Raw genomic sequence first — 17,366 nt, 5'->3', positions numbered from 1 at the left:
ATTTTTCCAAAATTATTGTTCTATCTTTAATTTAGGTAAACTTAACAAGATACCGTTATAGTTATCTTCTTGTAATCCTTGAATGCGTGCATGATGTGCAGACACAACTTTACTATTATTTAAGAAGATTACAGGCGGATCTTCACTCAACTCCTGGTACAACTTTTTATAAATTTCTTTTCGTTTTTCAATATCTAATGTTTCTAGTGCCTGCTTCGCTAATTCATCTACTTTTGGATTATGGTATCCATCATAGTTTCGTTTACTTGTTGAAACAAACTCCTCAATTGTTCCACTCGGATCATCAATCATTGGCGTAGATACCATTGCTAAATCATAATCACCTTTTATCACTTTTGAAATCATCGTATTAAAGTCCATATATTCTGGGTTAAACTCTACACCAAGCTTTTTATAATCCTCTTTCATCACCGGGATCATTACATCATTTATTTTACTTGCAGAAGAAGCAAAATAACTTACCTTCAATTTTTGACCATCTTTTTCGCGGATTCCATCTGAACCAGCTTTCCATCCAGCCTCATCCAATAATTCCTTTGCTTTCTCTAAGTTATACTCATATTTATTAATACCTTCTTCTGTATACGCCCAAGAAACTGGCGTAATCGGTACATTAACGAGTGAAGCATAACCTTGGAAATACGTATCAACAACTTTTTGACGCTCTAATCCGTAAATAAATGCTTGGCGGACACGCTTATCTTTAAAGTATGGTTTCTTATAATTCATTTTAATGTAGCCGTAAGAGCTTCCTGTATATACATTAATATTGGCAAAACCTAAATCCTTTAACTGTTCAATCGTCTCCGTATTTGTCGTAAAACCATCATAATCTACTTCCCCGGCTTGAAATTGTTGTAGCTTTGTATCACCTTTTGAAATTTTATAAATAAAGTGCTCAATCTTCGGTTTTCCTTCAAAATAATTTTCATTAGCTACAAATCGAACCTCTTGACCAGGAATATATTTATCTAATTTATAAGCTCCTGCTCCCATCGGTTTTCCATATAACTCTTTTAAATACTCCAGGTGCCCTTGTTTATACTCTTTCCCGTAATAAGCTTTAGATATAACTTCTCCACCGATTAATGATAGTGTTTGGGCATTTACCTTTTCAGTCGTAATCGTAATTGTTTTCGGATCAATGACTTGAATTCCCTCAATAAAGGTTGCCTTTCCTTCTTTATACGCTTGCCCACCCTTTATTGCTGTTTGACTTATATCAGTCGCTCCACTATAAGTTGGATCGTGTAATAGCGTTAATGTAAATGCTACATCATCTGCAGTTAGTGGTGATCCATCACTAAACTTTAAACCATCTTTCAAATAGAACGTGTATGTAAGCTGATCCTCCGAAATATCCCACTTCTTCGCTAAAATTGGAATTGGTTTTCCTTCCTTATCGAGTCCAACAAGAGGTGCAAAGATAGCTTGTGTTATATTACCATCCCATCCATTCTCCATAAAGTGCGGAAGGAATATCCCTCCAGGACTCGGCATTCCAACTACAAAAGTATCTTTTCTTTCTTTTGCTTTTACGGGACTTTTTGCTTTGTCGCTTGCCTGAATAAATTCATCTTTTACTTTCGGTACGTTCCCAGCTTCGTTTGTACTCGCTTCCTCTTGACCACATCCGGCTAGTAATACTGATACACTCAAAAATGTAGCAATTGCTCCTTTAAAAACATTTTTCATTGCACTATCACCTTTACCTTCTTAATTTTTAACGATGTAGGAACATAGGACTTCTTTCTACAACCATATTAATTATTCCTATAAAAATAGTATGAATTAATTTCAAGATTATTCCTTTCCTTTAAATATGTCAACCGTTCTCTTTTATTTCTTATTAAAAAATTAAAAATTCACTTCTATTCGTTCCGTATGAAACATAGAATACTAATAACCAATAACCAAAAAGGGGGCGAAAACATGGACAACCTATTCCAATACGTCCTGCACTACGTATTATTAACAATTATGATAGTCGGGGCGCTATTACTATTCCCATTCTTCCCAAAGTTCGTCCTCTTTTTAGCTTTTTTTATTATGCTCGGGATCGCTATTATCATTTCGACAAGAGAAGATACGACACAAAAAGAAAACAGAGTTCAGCGTGTAAAGCTGTAACTCTGTTTTTTTGTTTTCAATCATGCTTTGCTGTTACACATACTTATGTCTCGGGAAATAATTAACCGATCTAAAAAGCTCCTAATACTATTTATGTTTCACAACCTATGCAAGTTACGAAACAAAGATTTATCAAATTTACTGTTTCACGTGAAACACAACTTTTATTTATCTCTTAAAGCAAAACAGCAGTATAAAAAAGCGAATCCCTTCAGTAAAACTGAAAGGATTCGCTTTTTATTTTTCACTCCACAATATTCTCTAACTCATTATATAACTCCGCTCGTAACAACTCTTTCTTCGTTTTTTCTTCATACAATTGTTCAAGCATTTCAACATCAACTACTTGTTCCATCTTACACTCAAGCGTATATATATCTTCTTCAACATGCATTAACTCGGTTTCAATCTCCTCAATATTCCTAACTTCTTTCTTTTTTACAGGGACTGTTTCAATATTTTTTCTTCCTTGGCGTTGCTGCTTTATCACTTGCGTCTCGAGCTTTTCCTCCCACTTTTGACGCGCCCATGCATAGTTCCCTGCAAACTCAAATAATTTACGCTCATCAATCCAATACGTCTTTTCAAATAACTTATTTAAAAAATAACGATCATGTGAAACAGCTAAAATCGTTCCATTATATTGTTCAAGAGCTTCCTCTAAAACTTCTCTTGATTCAATGTCGAGATGATTTGTCGGCTCATCTAAAATTAAAAAATTGATATCTTGATACATAAGTTGTGCAAGTCTTAACCTCATTTTTTCTCCACCGCTCAGTTGCGTTACTTTCTTAAACACCGCTGGACCATAAAATAAAAACTTAGCTAATATATGTCTCGCTTCTCCCTCTGTTACAGCTACACATTCCCTGAAAGCCTCCAATACATTACTCTTCATATTTCCGTACGCATGCTGGGATAAATAACCGATTTTCACACTACTTCCAATTCGAATTTCTCCAGCGTCTGGTTCTATTTCTTCTAATAATAACTTTAATAGCGTTGTCTTTCCTGTACCATTACGACCAACGATAGCTGCACGCTCTTGAAAACGAACATGTAAGTTTGCTTCGTTAAATAAAAGATGTTCCGCAAACCCTTTACTCACTTCTTTCATTACAACAACATCTTTCCCACTTCTCTCTTGCCCTTCAAACTGAAGGCCCATTTGTTTTCGTTCTAAAATAGGTTTCTTTAGTTTTTCCATACGTTCCAGTGCACGTTCCATACTTCTCGCTCTCTTATGCAACCCTTCATTTGGAGGATTCGCCTGATTTGCCCATTCACGTAGTCGCTTAATTGCTTCTTTCATTTTCTTTATTTTCTTTTGCTGTTCTTGATAAGCCTGAAACTCCTGAAGCAACCTTTCTTCCTTCTCTTCAACAAACCGAGAATAGTTTGTATGATACACGTGAATCTCTCCATCTTCTAAATCAAAGATCTTCGTTACAACTTCATCAAGGAAATAGCGATCATGTGAAAGAACCATAACTGTTCCGTTGTATTCTTTTAAAAATTGCTCTAACCATTCGACTGCAAATAAATCTAAATGATTGGTTGGTTCATCTAATAAAAGTAAATCTGGTTTCTGCAACAGCATGTATGCAAGGCTTACTTTTGTTTGCTCCCCACCACTTATCTCCACAAATGATCGTGGGAATAGTTCTGTCACCTGTAAACCATTTGCTACCTTCATAATGTTCGCTTCGATTTCATAACCACCAAGAAACGCAAACTTTTCTTGGATGATTCCGTATCTTTCCATTAATTTTTGTAAAACAGAAGATTCCTGTTCTTCCGCCATATCTTTTTCTAAAGTACGCATTTCTCTTTCTAATTCCTTTTCTATTTTAAAAGCGGAACTCAATACTTCATATACAGTCATACTCTCATCAAATTTCGGAATTTGTGCCACATGACCAATACGTGTACCTTTCTTCATATGAATGGCCCCTGCATCCAAACTTTCCATTCCAGTTAAAAGCTGAAAGATTGTTGTCTTCCCGCTACCGTTACGACCAACTAATCCAACACGTTCACCATTCTTTATTTCAAGCGATATATTTTCAAATATGATGTTTCCACCAAAAGATTTCGTTACATTATTTACACTACAAATTGTCATTTTCCGTACTCCTTTCAATATAAAAAACCATGGTAAAGAAACATTCCCCATGGTTTTCGGCATAGAAAAAGGAAGCTAAATAGCTCCCTTTTCACACGTTTATTAAAAATGGGTGAAGAGATTTCTATCGTTCTATAGCTACTATGCAATTGTTAAAAAAGGACAGACGTATCCCGTTAACAACTACATCATGAAAAATCGCACGACAAAAATAGATAAAATCTAAAAATTTGGCACGTGCAGCTAAAGAACCTTTCATCTCATTCACCTCTTTCGTACGGAATTTAATACTTACTTCTTTATTATACTTTCCCATTTCATGTTTGAATAGTCATTTTTCTGAAAATAATGAAGATAGACTAAACATTTCAATAAGTGACATCAAATCTTACAAAACTGTTATGTTCACGTAATGGAAAGCGATAGTACGAAAAGATGCCTCCCTATACAATAAAGATGTAAACAAGAGAGACAACAAAAGGAGGAAACAATCATGATGAAAGAAATCGTAAAAGCAATCTTTGAGGTATTAGTGAACGGACAAGCAGTTGTAAAAGAACTAAATGAACTATAAAAAGGAGTGAAAGAATATGATGAACATGGTAAAAATGATTTTACACGCTCTAGTTGATGCAAAAGCAGTTAGCCAAGAATTAAACCAACAATAAAAAAGGGGTAAACGAATATGAAGAAAGCCATTATTGTCATCGCAAGTACAGCAATTGCCTTATACACAATAAAAAATAGAAAAAAGAAGCATAATAAAAACGATTTATATTATCCATACACATTATTAAAGAAAAAATAAAAGACAAGGTACCCTATCTTAATGAGGATATCTTGTCTTTTATTTTTTATATTCCCTTTAAAGGATTTTCTTCTCCTTTTCCCGAATGTATTAAGCGGGATTTTTACACATATTTTAAAGGGGCATATATACAAATGGATACACAACAACTATACTTTTTAAACGATATCGGCAAACAAAAACCAGAAAGCATCCGGAATAGAAGCGCTGCATGTCCTTTTTGTGACAGAGAAAATTTAACGGATATTTTAGCAACTGAAGGCTCAATTATTTGGCTAAAAAACAAATTTCCTACATTAAAAGATACATTTCAAACGGTGCTAATCGAAACAGATAATTGTGAAGATCATATTGCGACATATACAGAAGAACATATGCGATCGTTAATCCGTTTCTCCATTAAACATTGGTTAGATTTACAGAAGAATGAAGAATTCACATCTGTAATTTTATACAAAAATCATGGTCCATTCTCAGGTGGAAGTTTGCATCATGCACACATGCAGATTATTGGAATGAAATATGTAAACTACCTCGATAACGTAGAACACGACAACTTCCAAGGCGTAATTGTTCAAAAGAACGAACACATTGAACTCAATATTTCAGATCGTCCTATTATCGGTTTTACTGAATTTAATATCATTATTGAAGATATTGGATGCATAGATGAACTAGCAACTTATATTCAGCAAACTGTACGTTACATACTGACAGATTTCCATAAAGGATGTAGTAGTTATAACTTATTCTTCTATCACTTAAACGGAAAAATCATTTGTAAAGTTGTTCCTAGGTTTGTCGTTTCACCATTGTATGTAGGATATAAAATACCGCAAGTTTCCACCAAACTAGAAGACGTGAAAATACAACTAGCAGCGTATTTCACAAAACAAAACGACGTGATTATCCACAAAAAAATAGAGTAGGTATCAAAAACCTACTCTTTAATTACACCTTTATTTCGATAGTACACATCTTCTAATCCGATGTTATACTTCATGTTATTATCTGTCCACTCTGGCCCTAAATTCCCTGGCCATCCAGATGTATTTGCTATATATTTTAATAATGCAAAATCCGTCAAACCTTTTTGCACCCCGCGCTTATATCCTTTCATTAAATGCGGCATTGCAATTTGCGCATTTGTACGTGGATCTTTCAGCTCATCATCCGTTAAATGATCCGGTGCAAGTCCACCACCGCGATGCAATTGAAACAATCCGAATGAAGTTCCGTTATCTCCAACACTTCTTGGATTTAATCGACTTTCATGTTCGGCAATTGTAAGAGGTATCCATTCTGGAAGATTGACTTTCTTTGCTTCCTCTATAATAATTTGTTTCATCTGTTTTGCTTCTTCTGAGTCAACATAGCTTGTCTCATTTACTAATTTGCCCATTCCTTCAGACTTTCCTTGGAAGTATAAGTACACTCCAAGAACAACTAAAAATCCTACAAAGAATTTCTTCACTACCTCTACCTCTTTCTCCGCTGAAATTTGTCCCCTTTCAGCCTTCTTCCCTTTACAATTACCCACATTCTATCATTCTCTTACTCTTTTATCATAGCAAATAACTATACATATTATCATCATGCTTTAGACCGATTTTGTGAAAAAACAGCTGGTAAATACGTGCAAAAATGTAACTTTCATAGACTACAACGTATTTCTTGTATATAATTGTAAATTGAACTCTACATATAGAATAGGAGCAGACCAAATGAAAAAGTGCATAATACTCTTGTTCAGTATTTTACTTCTTATACCTATCCACATCTCTGCACAAACGTCATCAAAACCAAAAGTACTTGTTTTATATAGTACAAAAGAAGATAAAATTACAAATAATATTCAAATTCTTAACACTCAATTAGGACATTTTACAAACGATATAACTACGAAAAGTTTAAACAAAGCTCATGAAATTACTAATTCATCTTCTTATACACATATTGTCTATATCGGTGAACAAAAAGAAGAGTTTCCTACTGAAGCAAAACAACTTATAGAAAATTTCTCAGGCCCAGTATTAGTTTTAGGACAAAATGTTGAACAATTATCTAATCGTTTTTCATTCATTACCCTAAAGGATAATGATATACGAACTAATAAAATCGAATATCCAAGTAATAAATTAAAAAACACTCTAGAAGAAGAACGTTTGATTCAATCTTTTGATACAAACGGAACTGTTCTTGCTAACGCTTTAAGCTCAAATAACAAGAACCCACTAATCGTTCAACATGAAACATCTTACTACGTTGCAACACCAAATCTCTTTGACTGGATTTCTCATTACGTCGGTGAAATGCTATTTTCTTACTTTGGACAAAAACCAACGACAAATAAAGTAGAAGCTTATTTACGTCTTGAAGACGTTCATCCAGCCGCAGATATAAATCAATTAAAAGAAATTGCTGAATTACTAAAAGAGAAAAAGATCCCCTACATGATGACAGTCATACCAGTATATAAAGATCCTGATACAGGAAAGACAGTACATTTAAAAGATAAACCCGAACTAGTCGATCTTTTACGCTCTATGCAAGACGATGGTGCAGCAATTATTATGCATGGTTATACTCACCAATTTTATGATAGCGAAACCGGTGAAGGTTTTGAATTTTGGGACGTAAAAACAGACCAGCCAATTCGTCAACCAAATCATGAACAACCAAAATCAAAAAATGACTTTCCTACTATAGATGCCTATAATGCATACGTAAAAAAAGGGGAAGAATTTGAAGAAAAATATACAACTGATCATATTGAAAAAGGCATTCAAGAACTTGTAGATGCCAAATTATATCCTGTCGCATTTGAAGCACCTCATTACACGATGTCTCAAAAAGGATATGAAATACTATCAAGATACTTTTCAACTTATGTAGGACAACTACAGTTAAGTGATACAACTTGGAAATCCATGCACTCACCATTTTATACAAGTACCCCATCCTTTTTACATGGCATGAAATTAATGCCTGAAACAGTTGGATTTATTGAAGAAGATAAGCCACATGCTATCGCTAAAATGAAAGAACGTGCTGTATCTGTTGCAAAACTATCTGACGGCATTATCGGTGCATTCTATCATCCTTACTTAGGTGTGAAACCATTAAAAGAAGTACTAAAGGATCTAGAAAGTATTCCAAATATAGAATGGATTGATTTACAAAAAGAAACAAATGAAGTGAAAATGAAGGATATTCATATTACTACTAATAAAGATGGCATTCACGTTGAAAAACCAACGAGCGCAAGCGACATAATGGATTATGTAAAACAATATGGATTCTTCCTTATACTTGGTTTCTTCATCATTGTCTTTCTATTGTTATTAAGACGTGCAAAAAAATTAGAATCCTAAAATAAAACCACCAAGCAAAATGCTTGGTGGTTTTTTAACTTAAACCAAAACGCGGCATATTATTAATAACCCATTGATTATTTTCATAAATAAATTCAACTTCCACTTTTTCCGTTACATTATCATAGTCATTATACGTTTCTACCTGCGCTTTTATTTTTCCATCCTTTAACTCGGCAGAAATAATTTTTGTAAATTTAGTTGCTGCTTTTGATCCTGGATCTCCAATAGCATAGTACATTTTTCCATTTAACTCTTTCATATACTTACTCTTCATATACTCTGCTATAAATGATTTTGAGAAATACGTAGATAGCGTAGTCTCTAAATTATCCTTCGTATTATAAATAGGGGTCACTAATTCCCCGTATGACAAATCCCCTACTCGTTTTGGATTTCCTGTTAGTGCAGCCATTTGAACATTAGTAAGTTCCTTCTGTGCATTCCATACTTTCTGTAACATAACATCATCTGCTAATTTCTTATCTTTTACTTCATTTGATTTCTTTGTATCTAGATTCATGATAGTGCCATTATCCGTATAGAGGTACATATCTCCTGCTACAAAATATAAATAAAATTTAGTTGGTTCAACCGCTTTATTATAAATTACTTTTTCATTTCCTCCATTCATTCTCTTCTTATATACTCCATCCTTTTTTATATAATAAAAAGTGTCCCCTTTCACATTCATCTGCAAGGCATCCTTTACCAATAACTTTTCATTATTTTGTTGAACGTCTATTTCATATATGCCATGCTCAGCTTCATTTGTTTCAAAAGGTAACGAAAAGTCGACAACAGCATATAATTTTTCATTATCATATGTAGCACTAGATATTGTTGCATAATTTTCTTTTGACCAAGTTTTATTATCTTTTGTAACTTGTGTTCCACGATTTTTATTCCAATGTAGAATACTATCATCTATCGTTTGAGACCAACCAGAATTTTTAAATGCCGCTTCTTCTTCCTGTCCCGTTTTCAAATCCATTTTTACAATCCCTACAATATCAAAACCACCATGCTCAGAATATTTTTTCGGATAAAATAAAGTTTGGTCTTTTATATAAACATAATTTGTATCCGCTTTTAACGTGTCTAGCTTTTTGTTAGATATATCATACTTCATTAAAGAAGATAATCCTGCATTCTTATCTTCATCCGTATGAATAAAATATAAAACCTTGTTTTTTATATTTATGTAAGAAGCATTTACACCTTCCACTACACGTTCCGAAGTCTGAAATTGATCTTTCGTACGATAAATGCCTCCTGTATTTTCATTACCATTTACTGCATAGTAAACCCATCCATCACTCTCTGCCATCTTCCCTTTATTAGAACTGTTTCCAACCGTATTGCCATTTTTCTCATTTTCTTTCATCTGTTTTTCAACTACTGGATCAATTTGTTCTTCTTTATTTTCTTGTGTTACGTTTGAATTGATAGCCTTTTTTTCTGCTTCACATCCAAACGCTGCAAATGAAAGTGTACCGATCATCATTGTAATAGCTATTTTTTTATATGCTCTCCCCATTTTCTTCCCTACTTCCTTCATCAAATTAAACACATCATAAATTATAGAAAATATTAGAAAAAATATCCATAATAAAAGGGATAAGAGTAACGCTCCTATCCTTTCAAATAAAGTGAAACTTTAATGTCCATCCCCCACTGGTTATTAGTTGAACCAATCAGGCTTTTACGGGCAGTTGATCTCCCACCTAACTCCTCCGCATTAGTCGAATTTTGAGGTGGGAGTCTTATTGCCCGTTAATGTGGGGGTAAAATTGAATCGTATTTTCATATATCGTTTTCATAACCTTATCAACAGACATGTTTTTTATAACACTAATTTCCTTTAGTACCTCTCTAATCATTCCCGGATGCGTCATAACATCGTCTTGAAACTCCCACGGTCCATCTGTTTCTACCATCATATATTCAAGAGGATAATACGAAACAATTTTTCTAATCTTCTCCTTATGCAAAACATCTGGTGTAATAGAAATATAATAACCGTTCCTCATCATACGTTTCATTGTTGTTTCACTTCCTTTAAACCAGTGAAAGTGTGCACGCGAAACTTTATATTTCTCCAATAAATCACATACAATATCAGCATCTTCATACACTGCATGCAATATAATTGGTAAATCATATTTACTAGCTAGTTCAACAAACCGTTGTAACACTGATATATACGAATTGACAGCAATGCGCTCATCTTCTTTTCTTAAATAATACGGTAAGCCAACTTCACCAATCGCAACTATATCCTCTACATGCTCTTCAATTAATTTATAAATTTTCTCACATTCTTCTTTATGAATCGGTTGCTCCGGATGAAAACCTATTGCTGGATGTACAAAAGGATATCGCTTTGCTAAGGATACAGTTTCTTTACTTGATTGATAATTCATAGATACTGCAATAAGCCCCTTTATCTCTTTACTATGCTCCACATCTTTAAGTAATTTACTTTTCTCTTCATCCTTATATTGGTCAACATGTATATGACTATCAATCCACTTCACCTTTATTCCCCCATAAAAAAAACAAGAAAGGATCTCCCTTCTTGTTTTGTCATCTATATTATTTAACAATTAAGTTTGTTATGATATCAAATAATCCAATACATACTACGGCAACAGTAAAGTAGCTACAGAAATCTTTAATTGGAAACTTCACTACTTCTTCTTTACGCATCCCATTCTTCTCCCTTCTTACTATATCCCTAATTATTTTTATCTATTTGTATCTATTATGCAAAAAATATGACAAATTTACTATCGAATTAACTTACGTAAACCTTACAATGTTGTAAGGTTTATAAAAAGGGCCTCATCTCCATACAGATGAGGCTATTAAAAAGTAGTTGGTTTTTCATTCTTCATTCATATTACAAACAGAAAGTAATAAAGTGAGACTTTCTAATTACACTATATAAAATTCACTATCTTTTAACCATCGAATTACATTACAGAAGACTTACATGTTTGTAAGCTATGTGTAATGTAATTCGATAGTTTCTCTTACTGACATCTCGTACAATAAAGTTAGCAAGTAAGCCAAATAAGAAGAACACTCACATAACCAAATTACATTGCTAGTAGCTACTCTTCTTATACCTTTCACTCATGCTACTACAATGTACCCCCTTCCCCTTTATATATTAAAAAAAGCCTTAGTCCATATGGACCAAGGCTTTTTTTGCACACATCAAAATACCCATACCTAGTATTTTTATTTTCGACAAAAAATAGGTGGGGGTATAATTCGCTATCTCATCGCTAAAAGTTTACTCTTTGCATTAATGGGAATATTTACAGCTTCAATTTCTTCAATTGACTCGCCGTAGCGTCCTTTTGCGTACACTTTTAATGTTTCATCTCTCTTTAACATATGCTTAACAGTCTTCTTTATTTTTTGTTCTCTTCCACGTTCGTCAAATGCAATAAATTCATATTCATACCACTCATCACCAATATGCTGACCAATTGTATTCACAACCGTATAGTATTCTTTCGTCTTATAAAATGGATTATATTTATCGATAACCGGTCCAAGTTTCGTAGGTAGTAACATTATTACTATGACTATCATCGCTATTATAGTAGTGATCATTTTTTTCTTCATAATAAACATTCCTCCTCTGCAGGATATATATACATCCATTTTAAAAAGAAGGAATACAATCTACTATTGAATCTCATTACATTACACTTACATTTTTGTAAGAATTAAAAAAAGGTGAACGAATTTACTCGTTCACCTTTTAGCTCGCTTTAAAGCCTCCGCCAAGTACATCACGTACATCATGGATAACGACGAAAGCATCGTCATCTACTCGGCCGATAACTTGCTTTAACTTAACAAGCTCTTGTTTATTAATAACAACATATAAAACTTCTTTATTTTTACCAGTATATCCGCCGCGCCCTTCTAATACAGTAACGCCGCGTGTCATGTTTTTCGTAATAGCCTCACGTATTAACTCTGGTTGATTTGAAATAATTGTAACAGCCGTTTTTGTGTCCATTCCTTCTACAATGAAATCAATTACTTTCGCTCCGATGAATACTGCAACAAGTGTGTACATCGCTTTTTCTTGCCCTATTATAAATACAGAACCAGCAATTACAACGATATCAATAATAAGTACACCTTTTCCGACACTCCAACCTAAATATTGATTTGCTAACCGTGCTAAAATTGCCGATCCCCCTGATGTACCTCCAGCTTTGAACATACAGCCTAATCCGATACCGACAAATACACCAGCAAATAGTGCCGCTAATAAAGTATCACTATTTACACGGTACTCAATATGTTCCGTAACATATAAAAACAAAGATGTTTCTACAATCCCTAAAATTGTATAAACCATCGTTTTCTTATCAAAAAATTTATAACCAACAGCTAGTAAAATTGCATTTATAGCAAAATTCACAATCCCCGGCGACCAATCAAATAAATAGTACGTAACAACCGTTAAACCAATAATTCCACCCTCTGATAGACGGTTTGGAATTGCAAAGTAATTAATACCAATTGCGAATAATAATGAACCAATTGTAATTAGTGTTATTTCCTTTATACGTTGATTAACCATAGTTCATACCCTCCCCCCATTTGACATTGTATCACTATCTCCTAGAGGTTTAGAAGTTGTTTTTATTCAGCATTTTTCCTCATAAAGACCAGGATATTATGTTTAAACAGAGGGGTGATTAATTATTCACATTCGCTCTAACTATACGGACAAATTGCTCCACATTCCCCCTCTGAATATACTTAGCTCGGATGGTTTCATGATTACAAATAAATTCGAAATACGGGCGAAAAACTATGCTATCTATATGCAAATATGAGTACTCTTTAAATGTTGAAGGATAGTAAGGAAATTTCCCGTAAAACAGGAGACGTCTAGTAGTCGCAACAAAAATCCCATGTTGATAACATAACGTGAAATGTTCCTTCTCAAAAACCCCCACCACAAAGACTAAAACATTTTCGTCTTTCCCTAAAAACTTTTTTATACTTAATAAAAGTTCATTCATGCATTTCCCTCCAAATACTATTCTTGAAAAGAATCCATGGATTGTTACAAACCGGTTTAACCCCTTTATAAAGTATGAAACGCGTTTCCTGTCAAAGGTATTTCAAAAAAATAATCCGTTATGCACTTATACACATAACGGATTAAAACTACACTGTAGATCGCTCCACAAGTTCATATGGAATTTCCACCTTTTCTTGTTTAGAACTCTCGTCACTTATTTGCCGATAAAACATTTCAAAAGCCGCTTTTCCTATTCCCTTCAAATTTTGATCAATGGTTGTAAGTTGTAACACTTGCGAAATAGGTTGGTTATCCAAACCAATAATCGCTAAATTCTCAGGAACTTGAATACCCAATTTCCCAACTTCCGTCATAACCCCAATCGCAACTTCATCTCCTGCTACTATTAATGCTTCAGGAAGATGCTGCATCTTCTTTAATTTATGAGCCACTCTCACACCATCTTCTAACGTAAAACATTCTGTGAAAATCCATTCTTCATTCACTTCTTCATCTATAGATTGCAATTGACGCTTATACACATCAAAACGCTTTTGACTACTCGGTCCTAGCTTTCTCCCCGTGCAATAACCAATTTTTTTATAACCTTTTTCAATAAGGTGATTCATTCCTAGCTGGAAAGCTGCCGAATGATTTGTATATACACTTGAGATATTTGAAATATCATTGTCTTCACAAGCAATGATTGTGCCGTACGAAGCATACGGTTCTATCATTTCCCAATCATTTGCACGCGAACAAATAATAAGGCCATCCAATTGTTTCGTTTTTAACATATGTAAACTTTTCATTTCTTCTTTTTTATTATAGTTTGTTTGGCAAAGTAGCACCCTGTAGTTATGAGTTAACGCTCCCTCCATCATTCCCCCTACCATTGCATCGAAGCTCGGGTGATTAATGTAAGGGAGAATTACACCAACAATATTCGTCTTTCCTTTTGATAAATGAACAGCATTTGCGTTTTGTGAGTAATTCAATTTCTCAACTATTTCTAAAACAACTCTCCTTTTTTCTTCACTTACGTATGGATGATCATTTAGCACCCTCGAAACAGTTGTAACTGAAACCCCAGCCATCTTGGCGATATCTTTAATATTAGCCATACACTCACCTCTACTTTTAAATTAATAAATTCCATGAACATATGTCAAACCTTCTCATCATTACACCTTCATTCGTTTTTCTTACAAAAGTGTAATTTTCCTGTAAGCTAATTCGATAGTTACTTCTTGCGATATTTCATACAATTAAGTCAGAAACAGGGCAACCATTATTCGAAAAGGAGCGGATCAATATGATGAACAAGATGAAAACGAACAATCTTTTAAATACAATGGGCATGGTATTTTCCGCTCTTATCGATGCAAAAGCTGTTGCTTCTACATTAAACAAGTAAGGAGAATATACGATGAACAACATTACTTTTAACAAATTAGATTTTTTAGGATTAGCTAGCGGCTCGATTCTTCTTACTACTTTGATTTACGCTGCTACGCTTGTATAACTTTGTGTCCCCTTTCCCCTTTATATAGAAGAAGACGACCGTCTATGCCCGGTCGTCTTTTCTTACTTTTGATTTGATTGCAAAGCTTCCTTTAGCTCCTCAAACCTCTCATTTAATTGATCTGTCATCATTTTCATAGCTGTTTTTCGATCTATTTGTTCTTCAGCATCAATTTGAATTGGGTCTCCAAAAATTAATTGTGCTCTTTTTCCTTTTATTAATTCTTTTACACTTGATGGACCAATATAAGCTGCCGGTATTAATGGAACGTTAGAACGCATCGCAATTGTCACAGCACCAGCTTTTAACGAAACGTCTTCTGTCGATCTCGTTCCACTCGGGAAAATCCCTACCACTTTTCCTTCTTTTAATAAGCGTGATGGAATTTTAAGTGTACTCGGTCCTGGATTTGCACGATCTACAGGGAATGCATTTACATTTTTAAAGAACCAATTTTTGAATTTCCCTTCAAATAATTCTTTTTTGGCCATGTAATGAATCTCTGTTGGGTACATCCCTGTAGCTAACATTAATACATCCATAAAACTTGTATGTGTACACGCAACAACATACGGGCCACCTTCTGGTAGCTTTTCTCTTCCTTGCACTTCTACTTTCCCAGCTGTTTTAAATATATATTTCAACAAAAATGTAATTGGTTTATACATTTGTTTCGTTCCTTTCTGAACATCCGAAGTATAATCATTTCCTTACCATAATTATAACACTAAGTTTTAGGAGTTGGTAATAATTTTAAGGTTTAAATATTAAATTTCAATTCTTACAAAAGTGTAATTATCTTGTAAGCTAATTCGATAGTTACTCTCCACCATTTTTCATACAATTAAATCAGAAAGAAACAACAACCATTCGAAAAGGAGCGGATCAATATGATGAACAAAATGAAAACGAACAATCTTTTACATACAATGGGCATGGTATTTTCCGCTTTTATCGATGCAAAAGCTGTTGCTTCTACATTAAACAAGTAAGGAGAATACATGATGAACAACATTACTTTTAACAAATTAGATTTTCTAGGATTAGCTAGCGGCTCGATTCTTCTTACTACTTTGATTTGCGCTGCTACGCTTGTATAACTTTGTGTCCCCTTTCCCCTTTATATAGAAGAAGACGACCGTCTATGCCCGGTCGTCTTTTTAAATGTTTTTTTCTTTTAACTCTTTTAAAAGCTGTATCATTTCAGCTTGTTGTTTTATCTTTTTACGACCATTTCGATTAATTGCTGCAAGCTCACAAGCAACTCCAACGGCGAAGAAAAACAATAAACTTTCTAACATATGAAATCCTCCAATTGCCTATTAAACAGCTTGACGTAATTGCTCTTCTTGTAACATCTTCTTATTTATATTTTCTTCTTTTCTCTGACAAACATTATTGCGAATAAGCGCTGCAATAACAAATAAAGTCCCTACAATATCAAACATCGTGATTTGATATCCTTGCATCATCATAATAACTAAAGTCGTAATAGGTACAAAGTTAATAAATAAAATACCATTAATAGATGATAAAATTTTCACACCGTAATTCCAAGCGAGTAGTGCTACAATTCCTGGTAATGTCATCATAAACAATAAATCATATTTCACAACAGAAATCGTTCCCATACTCGGAACTGAAACATATCCAAGCGACGTAATAAGTACCGTTATAATTCCTGTAACGGTCGTACCGAATACACACGTCAACGTAGAGTAACGTAATGTCGACCAATCGCTACACGTTTGACCACCCATCGTATAAATAACCCAACCCACAACTCCAACAAATATACATGCTAGCGAAAACATGTTATCTTTCAACGTTAAAAAGAAACTCATATCACCTTTTGTAATAACAAATACAGCTCCTATAAAAGCGATAATCATGCTCGTTATCATATACTTTTTCGGTTTTACACGCTTATATCCCCATAGAATACAAATAGAAATCATCGGCATAAGTGCTTCCATAATGGAGGCTACCATCACGCCTGATTTCCCCATTAACATTTGACCTAAAAATATAAGTACATTATATACAGTAAACGCCATCGTTCCGAAAAAGACGAGTAGCCTTCCTCTTCCTTCTAAACGAAATGCCTGTTTCCCTTCTTTCATTAACAACAATACAATCAGCATTATCGCCACCGCTCCATAGCGAATAAGAGAAAAATAAAACGGATCTATGTATTCTAACGCATGATCAGCAACTGGAAACATTGCTCCCCATGACATACTTGCAATTAAACACGCGAAAGCACCTATTATCATTTGACCTTTTCTCACCACAATCCCCCGCTTCTTTCTATT

19 protein-coding genes are annotated in these 17,366 nt (G+C 34.1%); 6 read left to right on the top strand and 13 right to left on the bottom strand.

The features are described from left to right. Positions 1–12 precede the first annotated feature (12 nt). Positions 13–1,716: an ABC transporter substrate-binding protein gene (locus tag ACTFRN_RS25060; protein ID WP_074568016.1), complete on the bottom strand. Its 1,704-nt coding sequence runs from the start codon at positions 1,714–1,716 to the stop codon at positions 13–15. A 237-nt stretch (positions 1,717–1,953) separates the two neighbouring features. Here ACTFRN_RS25060 and ACTFRN_RS25055 point away from each other — a divergent pair, with 237 nt between their 5' ends. Continuing rightward, complete coding sequence (locus ACTFRN_RS25055; protein WP_000369258.1) at positions 1,954–2,151, top strand: hypothetical protein; 198 nt, start codon at positions 1,954–1,956, stop codon at positions 2,149–2,151. A 244-nt stretch (positions 2,152–2,395) separates the two neighbouring features. On the opposite strand, the gene abc-f is transcribed toward ACTFRN_RS25055, so the two are convergent. Both abc-f and ACTFRN_RS25045 read right to left on the bottom strand, forming a co-directional pair. Further along, complete coding sequence (gene abc-f, locus ACTFRN_RS25050; protein WP_088106197.1) at positions 2,396–4,276, bottom strand: ribosomal protection-like ABC-F family protein; 1,881 nt, start codon at positions 4,274–4,276, stop codon at positions 2,396–2,398. 124 nt (positions 4,277–4,400) lie between these two features. Next, positions 4,401–4,535 (bottom strand): RAxF-45 family protein, encoded by a 135-nt coding sequence (locus tag ACTFRN_RS25045; RefSeq protein ID WP_041184477.1) that lies wholly within the window; start codon positions 4,533–4,535, stop codon positions 4,401–4,403. A 426-nt stretch (positions 4,536–4,961) separates the two neighbouring features. On the opposite strand from ACTFRN_RS25045, the gene ACTFRN_RS25040 reads away from it, so the two are divergent. After that, positions 4,962–5,084, top strand: a complete 123-nt coding sequence (locus ACTFRN_RS25040; RefSeq protein WP_000709145.1) for a hypothetical protein — start codon at positions 4,962–4,964, stop codon at positions 5,082–5,084. Between the two features lie 134 nt (positions 5,085–5,218). Further along, positions 5,219–6,013: a DUF4931 domain-containing protein gene (locus ACTFRN_RS25035; protein ID WP_000381048.1), complete on the top strand. Its 795-nt coding sequence runs from the start codon at positions 5,219–5,221 to the stop codon at positions 6,011–6,013. An 11-nt stretch (positions 6,014–6,024) separates the two neighbouring features. Here ACTFRN_RS25035 and ACTFRN_RS25030 read toward each other — a convergent pair whose 3' ends face one another. Then, a complete protein-coding gene (locus tag ACTFRN_RS25030) occupies positions 6,025–6,558 on the bottom strand; it encodes a transglycosylase SLT domain-containing protein (RefSeq protein WP_000713259.1) in 534 nt (177 codons plus the stop codon). 250 nt (positions 6,559–6,808) lie between these two features. On the opposite strand from ACTFRN_RS25030, the gene ACTFRN_RS25025 reads away from it, so the two are divergent. Further along, positions 6,809–8,458 carry a DUF2334 domain-containing protein gene (locus tag ACTFRN_RS25025; RefSeq protein WP_000710539.1) on the top strand — a complete coding sequence of 550 codons (1,650 nt, stop codon included), beginning with the start codon at positions 6,809–6,811 and terminating at the stop codon, positions 8,456–8,458. A 34-nt stretch (positions 8,459–8,492) separates the two neighbouring features. Here ACTFRN_RS25025 and ACTFRN_RS25020 read toward each other — a convergent pair whose 3' ends face one another. The 6 genes from ACTFRN_RS25020 to ACTFRN_RS24995 all read right to left on the bottom strand — a co-directional run bounded on the left by ACTFRN_RS25020 (position 8,493) and on the right by ACTFRN_RS24995 (position 14,650). Further along, the gene (locus tag ACTFRN_RS25020; protein ID WP_124878433.1) at positions 8,493–9,998 is read right to left on the bottom strand and encodes a DL-endopeptidase inhibitor IseA family protein; all 1,506 of its coding nucleotides are present in this window, start codon (positions 9,996–9,998) and stop codon (positions 8,493–8,495) included. A 226-nt stretch (positions 9,999–10,224) separates the two neighbouring features. Then, a complete protein-coding gene (locus ACTFRN_RS25015; RefSeq protein ID WP_000871073.1) occupies positions 10,225–10,998 on the bottom strand; it encodes a TatD family hydrolase in 774 nt (257 codons plus the stop codon). A gap of 745 nt (positions 10,999–11,743) precedes the next feature. Beyond that, positions 11,744–12,100, bottom strand: a complete 357-nt coding sequence (locus ACTFRN_RS25010; RefSeq protein WP_000728419.1) for a YxeA family protein — start codon at positions 12,098–12,100, stop codon at positions 11,744–11,746. Positions 12,101–12,239: 139 nt separating this feature from the next. Next, positions 12,240–13,076, bottom strand: a complete 837-nt coding sequence (locus ACTFRN_RS25005) for a YitT family protein (protein ID WP_014893367.1) — start codon at positions 13,074–13,076, stop codon at positions 12,240–12,242. A gap of 118 nt (positions 13,077–13,194) precedes the next feature. After that, positions 13,195–13,524: a PH domain-containing protein gene (locus tag ACTFRN_RS25000; protein WP_014893368.1), complete on the bottom strand. Its 330-nt coding sequence runs from the start codon at positions 13,522–13,524 to the stop codon at positions 13,195–13,197. Positions 13,525–13,672: 148 nt separating this feature from the next. Then, positions 13,673–14,650, bottom strand: coding sequence for a LacI family DNA-binding transcriptional regulator (locus tag ACTFRN_RS24995; RefSeq protein ID WP_001273929.1), 978 nt, complete (start codon positions 14,648–14,650; stop codon positions 13,673–13,675). Positions 14,651–14,955: 305 nt separating this feature from the next. Between ACTFRN_RS24995 and ACTFRN_RS24990 the strand changes: the two genes are divergently transcribed. Continuing rightward, complete coding sequence (locus ACTFRN_RS24990; RefSeq protein WP_001060004.1) at positions 14,956–15,051, top strand: DUF3948 family protein; 96 nt, start codon at positions 14,956–14,958, stop codon at positions 15,049–15,051. A gap of 62 nt (positions 15,052–15,113) precedes the next feature. On the opposite strand, the gene ACTFRN_RS24985 is transcribed toward ACTFRN_RS24990, so the two are convergent. Beyond that, the gene (locus ACTFRN_RS24985) at positions 15,114–15,719 is read right to left on the bottom strand and encodes a lysophospholipid acyltransferase family protein (RefSeq protein ID WP_000277773.1); all 606 of its coding nucleotides are present in this window, start codon (positions 15,717–15,719) and stop codon (positions 15,114–15,116) included. Positions 15,720–16,055: 336 nt separating this feature from the next. On the opposite strand from ACTFRN_RS24985, the gene ACTFRN_RS24980 reads away from it, so the two are divergent. Beyond that, positions 16,056–16,151, top strand: a complete 96-nt coding sequence (locus ACTFRN_RS24980; RefSeq protein ID WP_001060003.1) for a DUF3948 family protein — start codon at positions 16,056–16,058, stop codon at positions 16,149–16,151. Positions 16,152–16,211: 60 nt separating this feature from the next. Here the strand turns inward: ACTFRN_RS24980 and ACTFRN_RS24975 are convergent, their stop codons facing one another. Together ACTFRN_RS24975 and ACTFRN_RS24970 are read right to left on the bottom strand one after the other, a co-directional pair. Continuing rightward, positions 16,212–16,352, bottom strand: a complete 141-nt coding sequence (locus tag ACTFRN_RS24975) for a YrzO family protein (RefSeq protein ID WP_000894067.1) — start codon at positions 16,350–16,352, stop codon at positions 16,212–16,214. A 21-nt stretch (positions 16,353–16,373) separates the two neighbouring features. Then, the gene (locus tag ACTFRN_RS24970) at positions 16,374–17,342 is read right to left on the bottom strand and encodes a DMT family transporter (RefSeq protein WP_001225432.1); all 969 of its coding nucleotides are present in this window, start codon (positions 17,340–17,342) and stop codon (positions 16,374–16,376) included. Positions 17,343–17,366: the final 24 nt, after the last annotated feature.

The organism is Bacillus cereus group sp. MYBK245-2 (assembly GCF_051916145.1).
GTDB lineage: Bacteria > Bacillota > Bacilli > Bacillales > Bacillaceae_G > Bacillus_A > Bacillus_A pacificus.
Note: the sequence above shows the minus strand (reverse complement) of the source record. Positions and strands in the feature narration are given on the sequence as shown.

Coding starts and splice junctions, on each gene's coding strand:
- ACTFRN_RS25060 (WP_074568016.1), bottom strand. CDS start 1,716: ATGAAAAATGTTTTTAAAGGAGCAATTGCTACATTTTTGAGTGTATCA.
- ACTFRN_RS25055 (WP_000369258.1), top strand. CDS start 1,954: ATGGACAACCTATTCCAATACGTCCTGCACTACGTATTATTAACAATT.
- abc-f (WP_088106197.1), bottom strand. CDS start 4,276: ATGACAATTTGTAGTGTAAATAATGTAACGAAATCTTTTGGTGGAAAC.
- ACTFRN_RS25045 (WP_041184477.1), bottom strand. CDS start 4,535: ATGAAAGGTTCTTTAGCTGCACGTGCCAAATTTTTAGATTTTATCTAT.
- ACTFRN_RS25040 (WP_000709145.1), top strand. CDS start 4,962: ATGAAGAAAGCCATTATTGTCATCGCAAGTACAGCAATTGCCTTATAC.
- ACTFRN_RS25035 (WP_000381048.1), top strand. CDS start 5,219: ATGGATACACAACAACTATACTTTTTAAACGATATCGGCAAACAAAAA.
- ACTFRN_RS25025 (WP_000710539.1), top strand. CDS start 6,809: ATGAAAAAGTGCATAATACTCTTGTTCAGTATTTTACTTCTTATACCT.
- ACTFRN_RS25020 (WP_124878433.1), bottom strand. CDS start 9,998: ATGGGGAGAGCATATAAAAAAATAGCTATTACAATGATGATCGGTACA.
- ACTFRN_RS25010 (WP_000728419.1), bottom strand. CDS start 12,100: ATGAAGAAAAAAATGATCACTACTATAATAGCGATGATAGTCATAGTA.
- ACTFRN_RS25005 (WP_014893367.1), bottom strand. CDS start 13,076: ATGGTTAATCAACGTATAAAGGAAATAACACTAATTACAATTGGTTCA.
- ACTFRN_RS25000 (WP_014893368.1), bottom strand. CDS start 13,524: ATGAATGAACTTTTATTAAGTATAAAAAAGTTTTTAGGGAAAGACGAA.
- ACTFRN_RS24995 (WP_001273929.1), bottom strand. CDS start 14,650: ATGGCTAATATTAAAGATATCGCCAAGATGGCTGGGGTTTCAGTTACA.
- ACTFRN_RS24990 (WP_001060004.1), top strand. CDS start 14,956: ATGAACAACATTACTTTTAACAAATTAGATTTTTTAGGATTAGCTAGC.
- ACTFRN_RS24985 (WP_000277773.1), bottom strand. CDS start 15,719: ATGTATAAACCAATTACATTTTTGTTGAAATATATATTTAAAACAGCT.
- ACTFRN_RS24980 (WP_001060003.1), top strand. CDS start 16,056: ATGAACAACATTACTTTTAACAAATTAGATTTTCTAGGATTAGCTAGC.
- ACTFRN_RS24975 (WP_000894067.1), bottom strand. CDS start 16,352: ATGTTAGAAAGTTTATTGTTTTTCTTCGCCGTTGGAGTTGCTTGTGAG.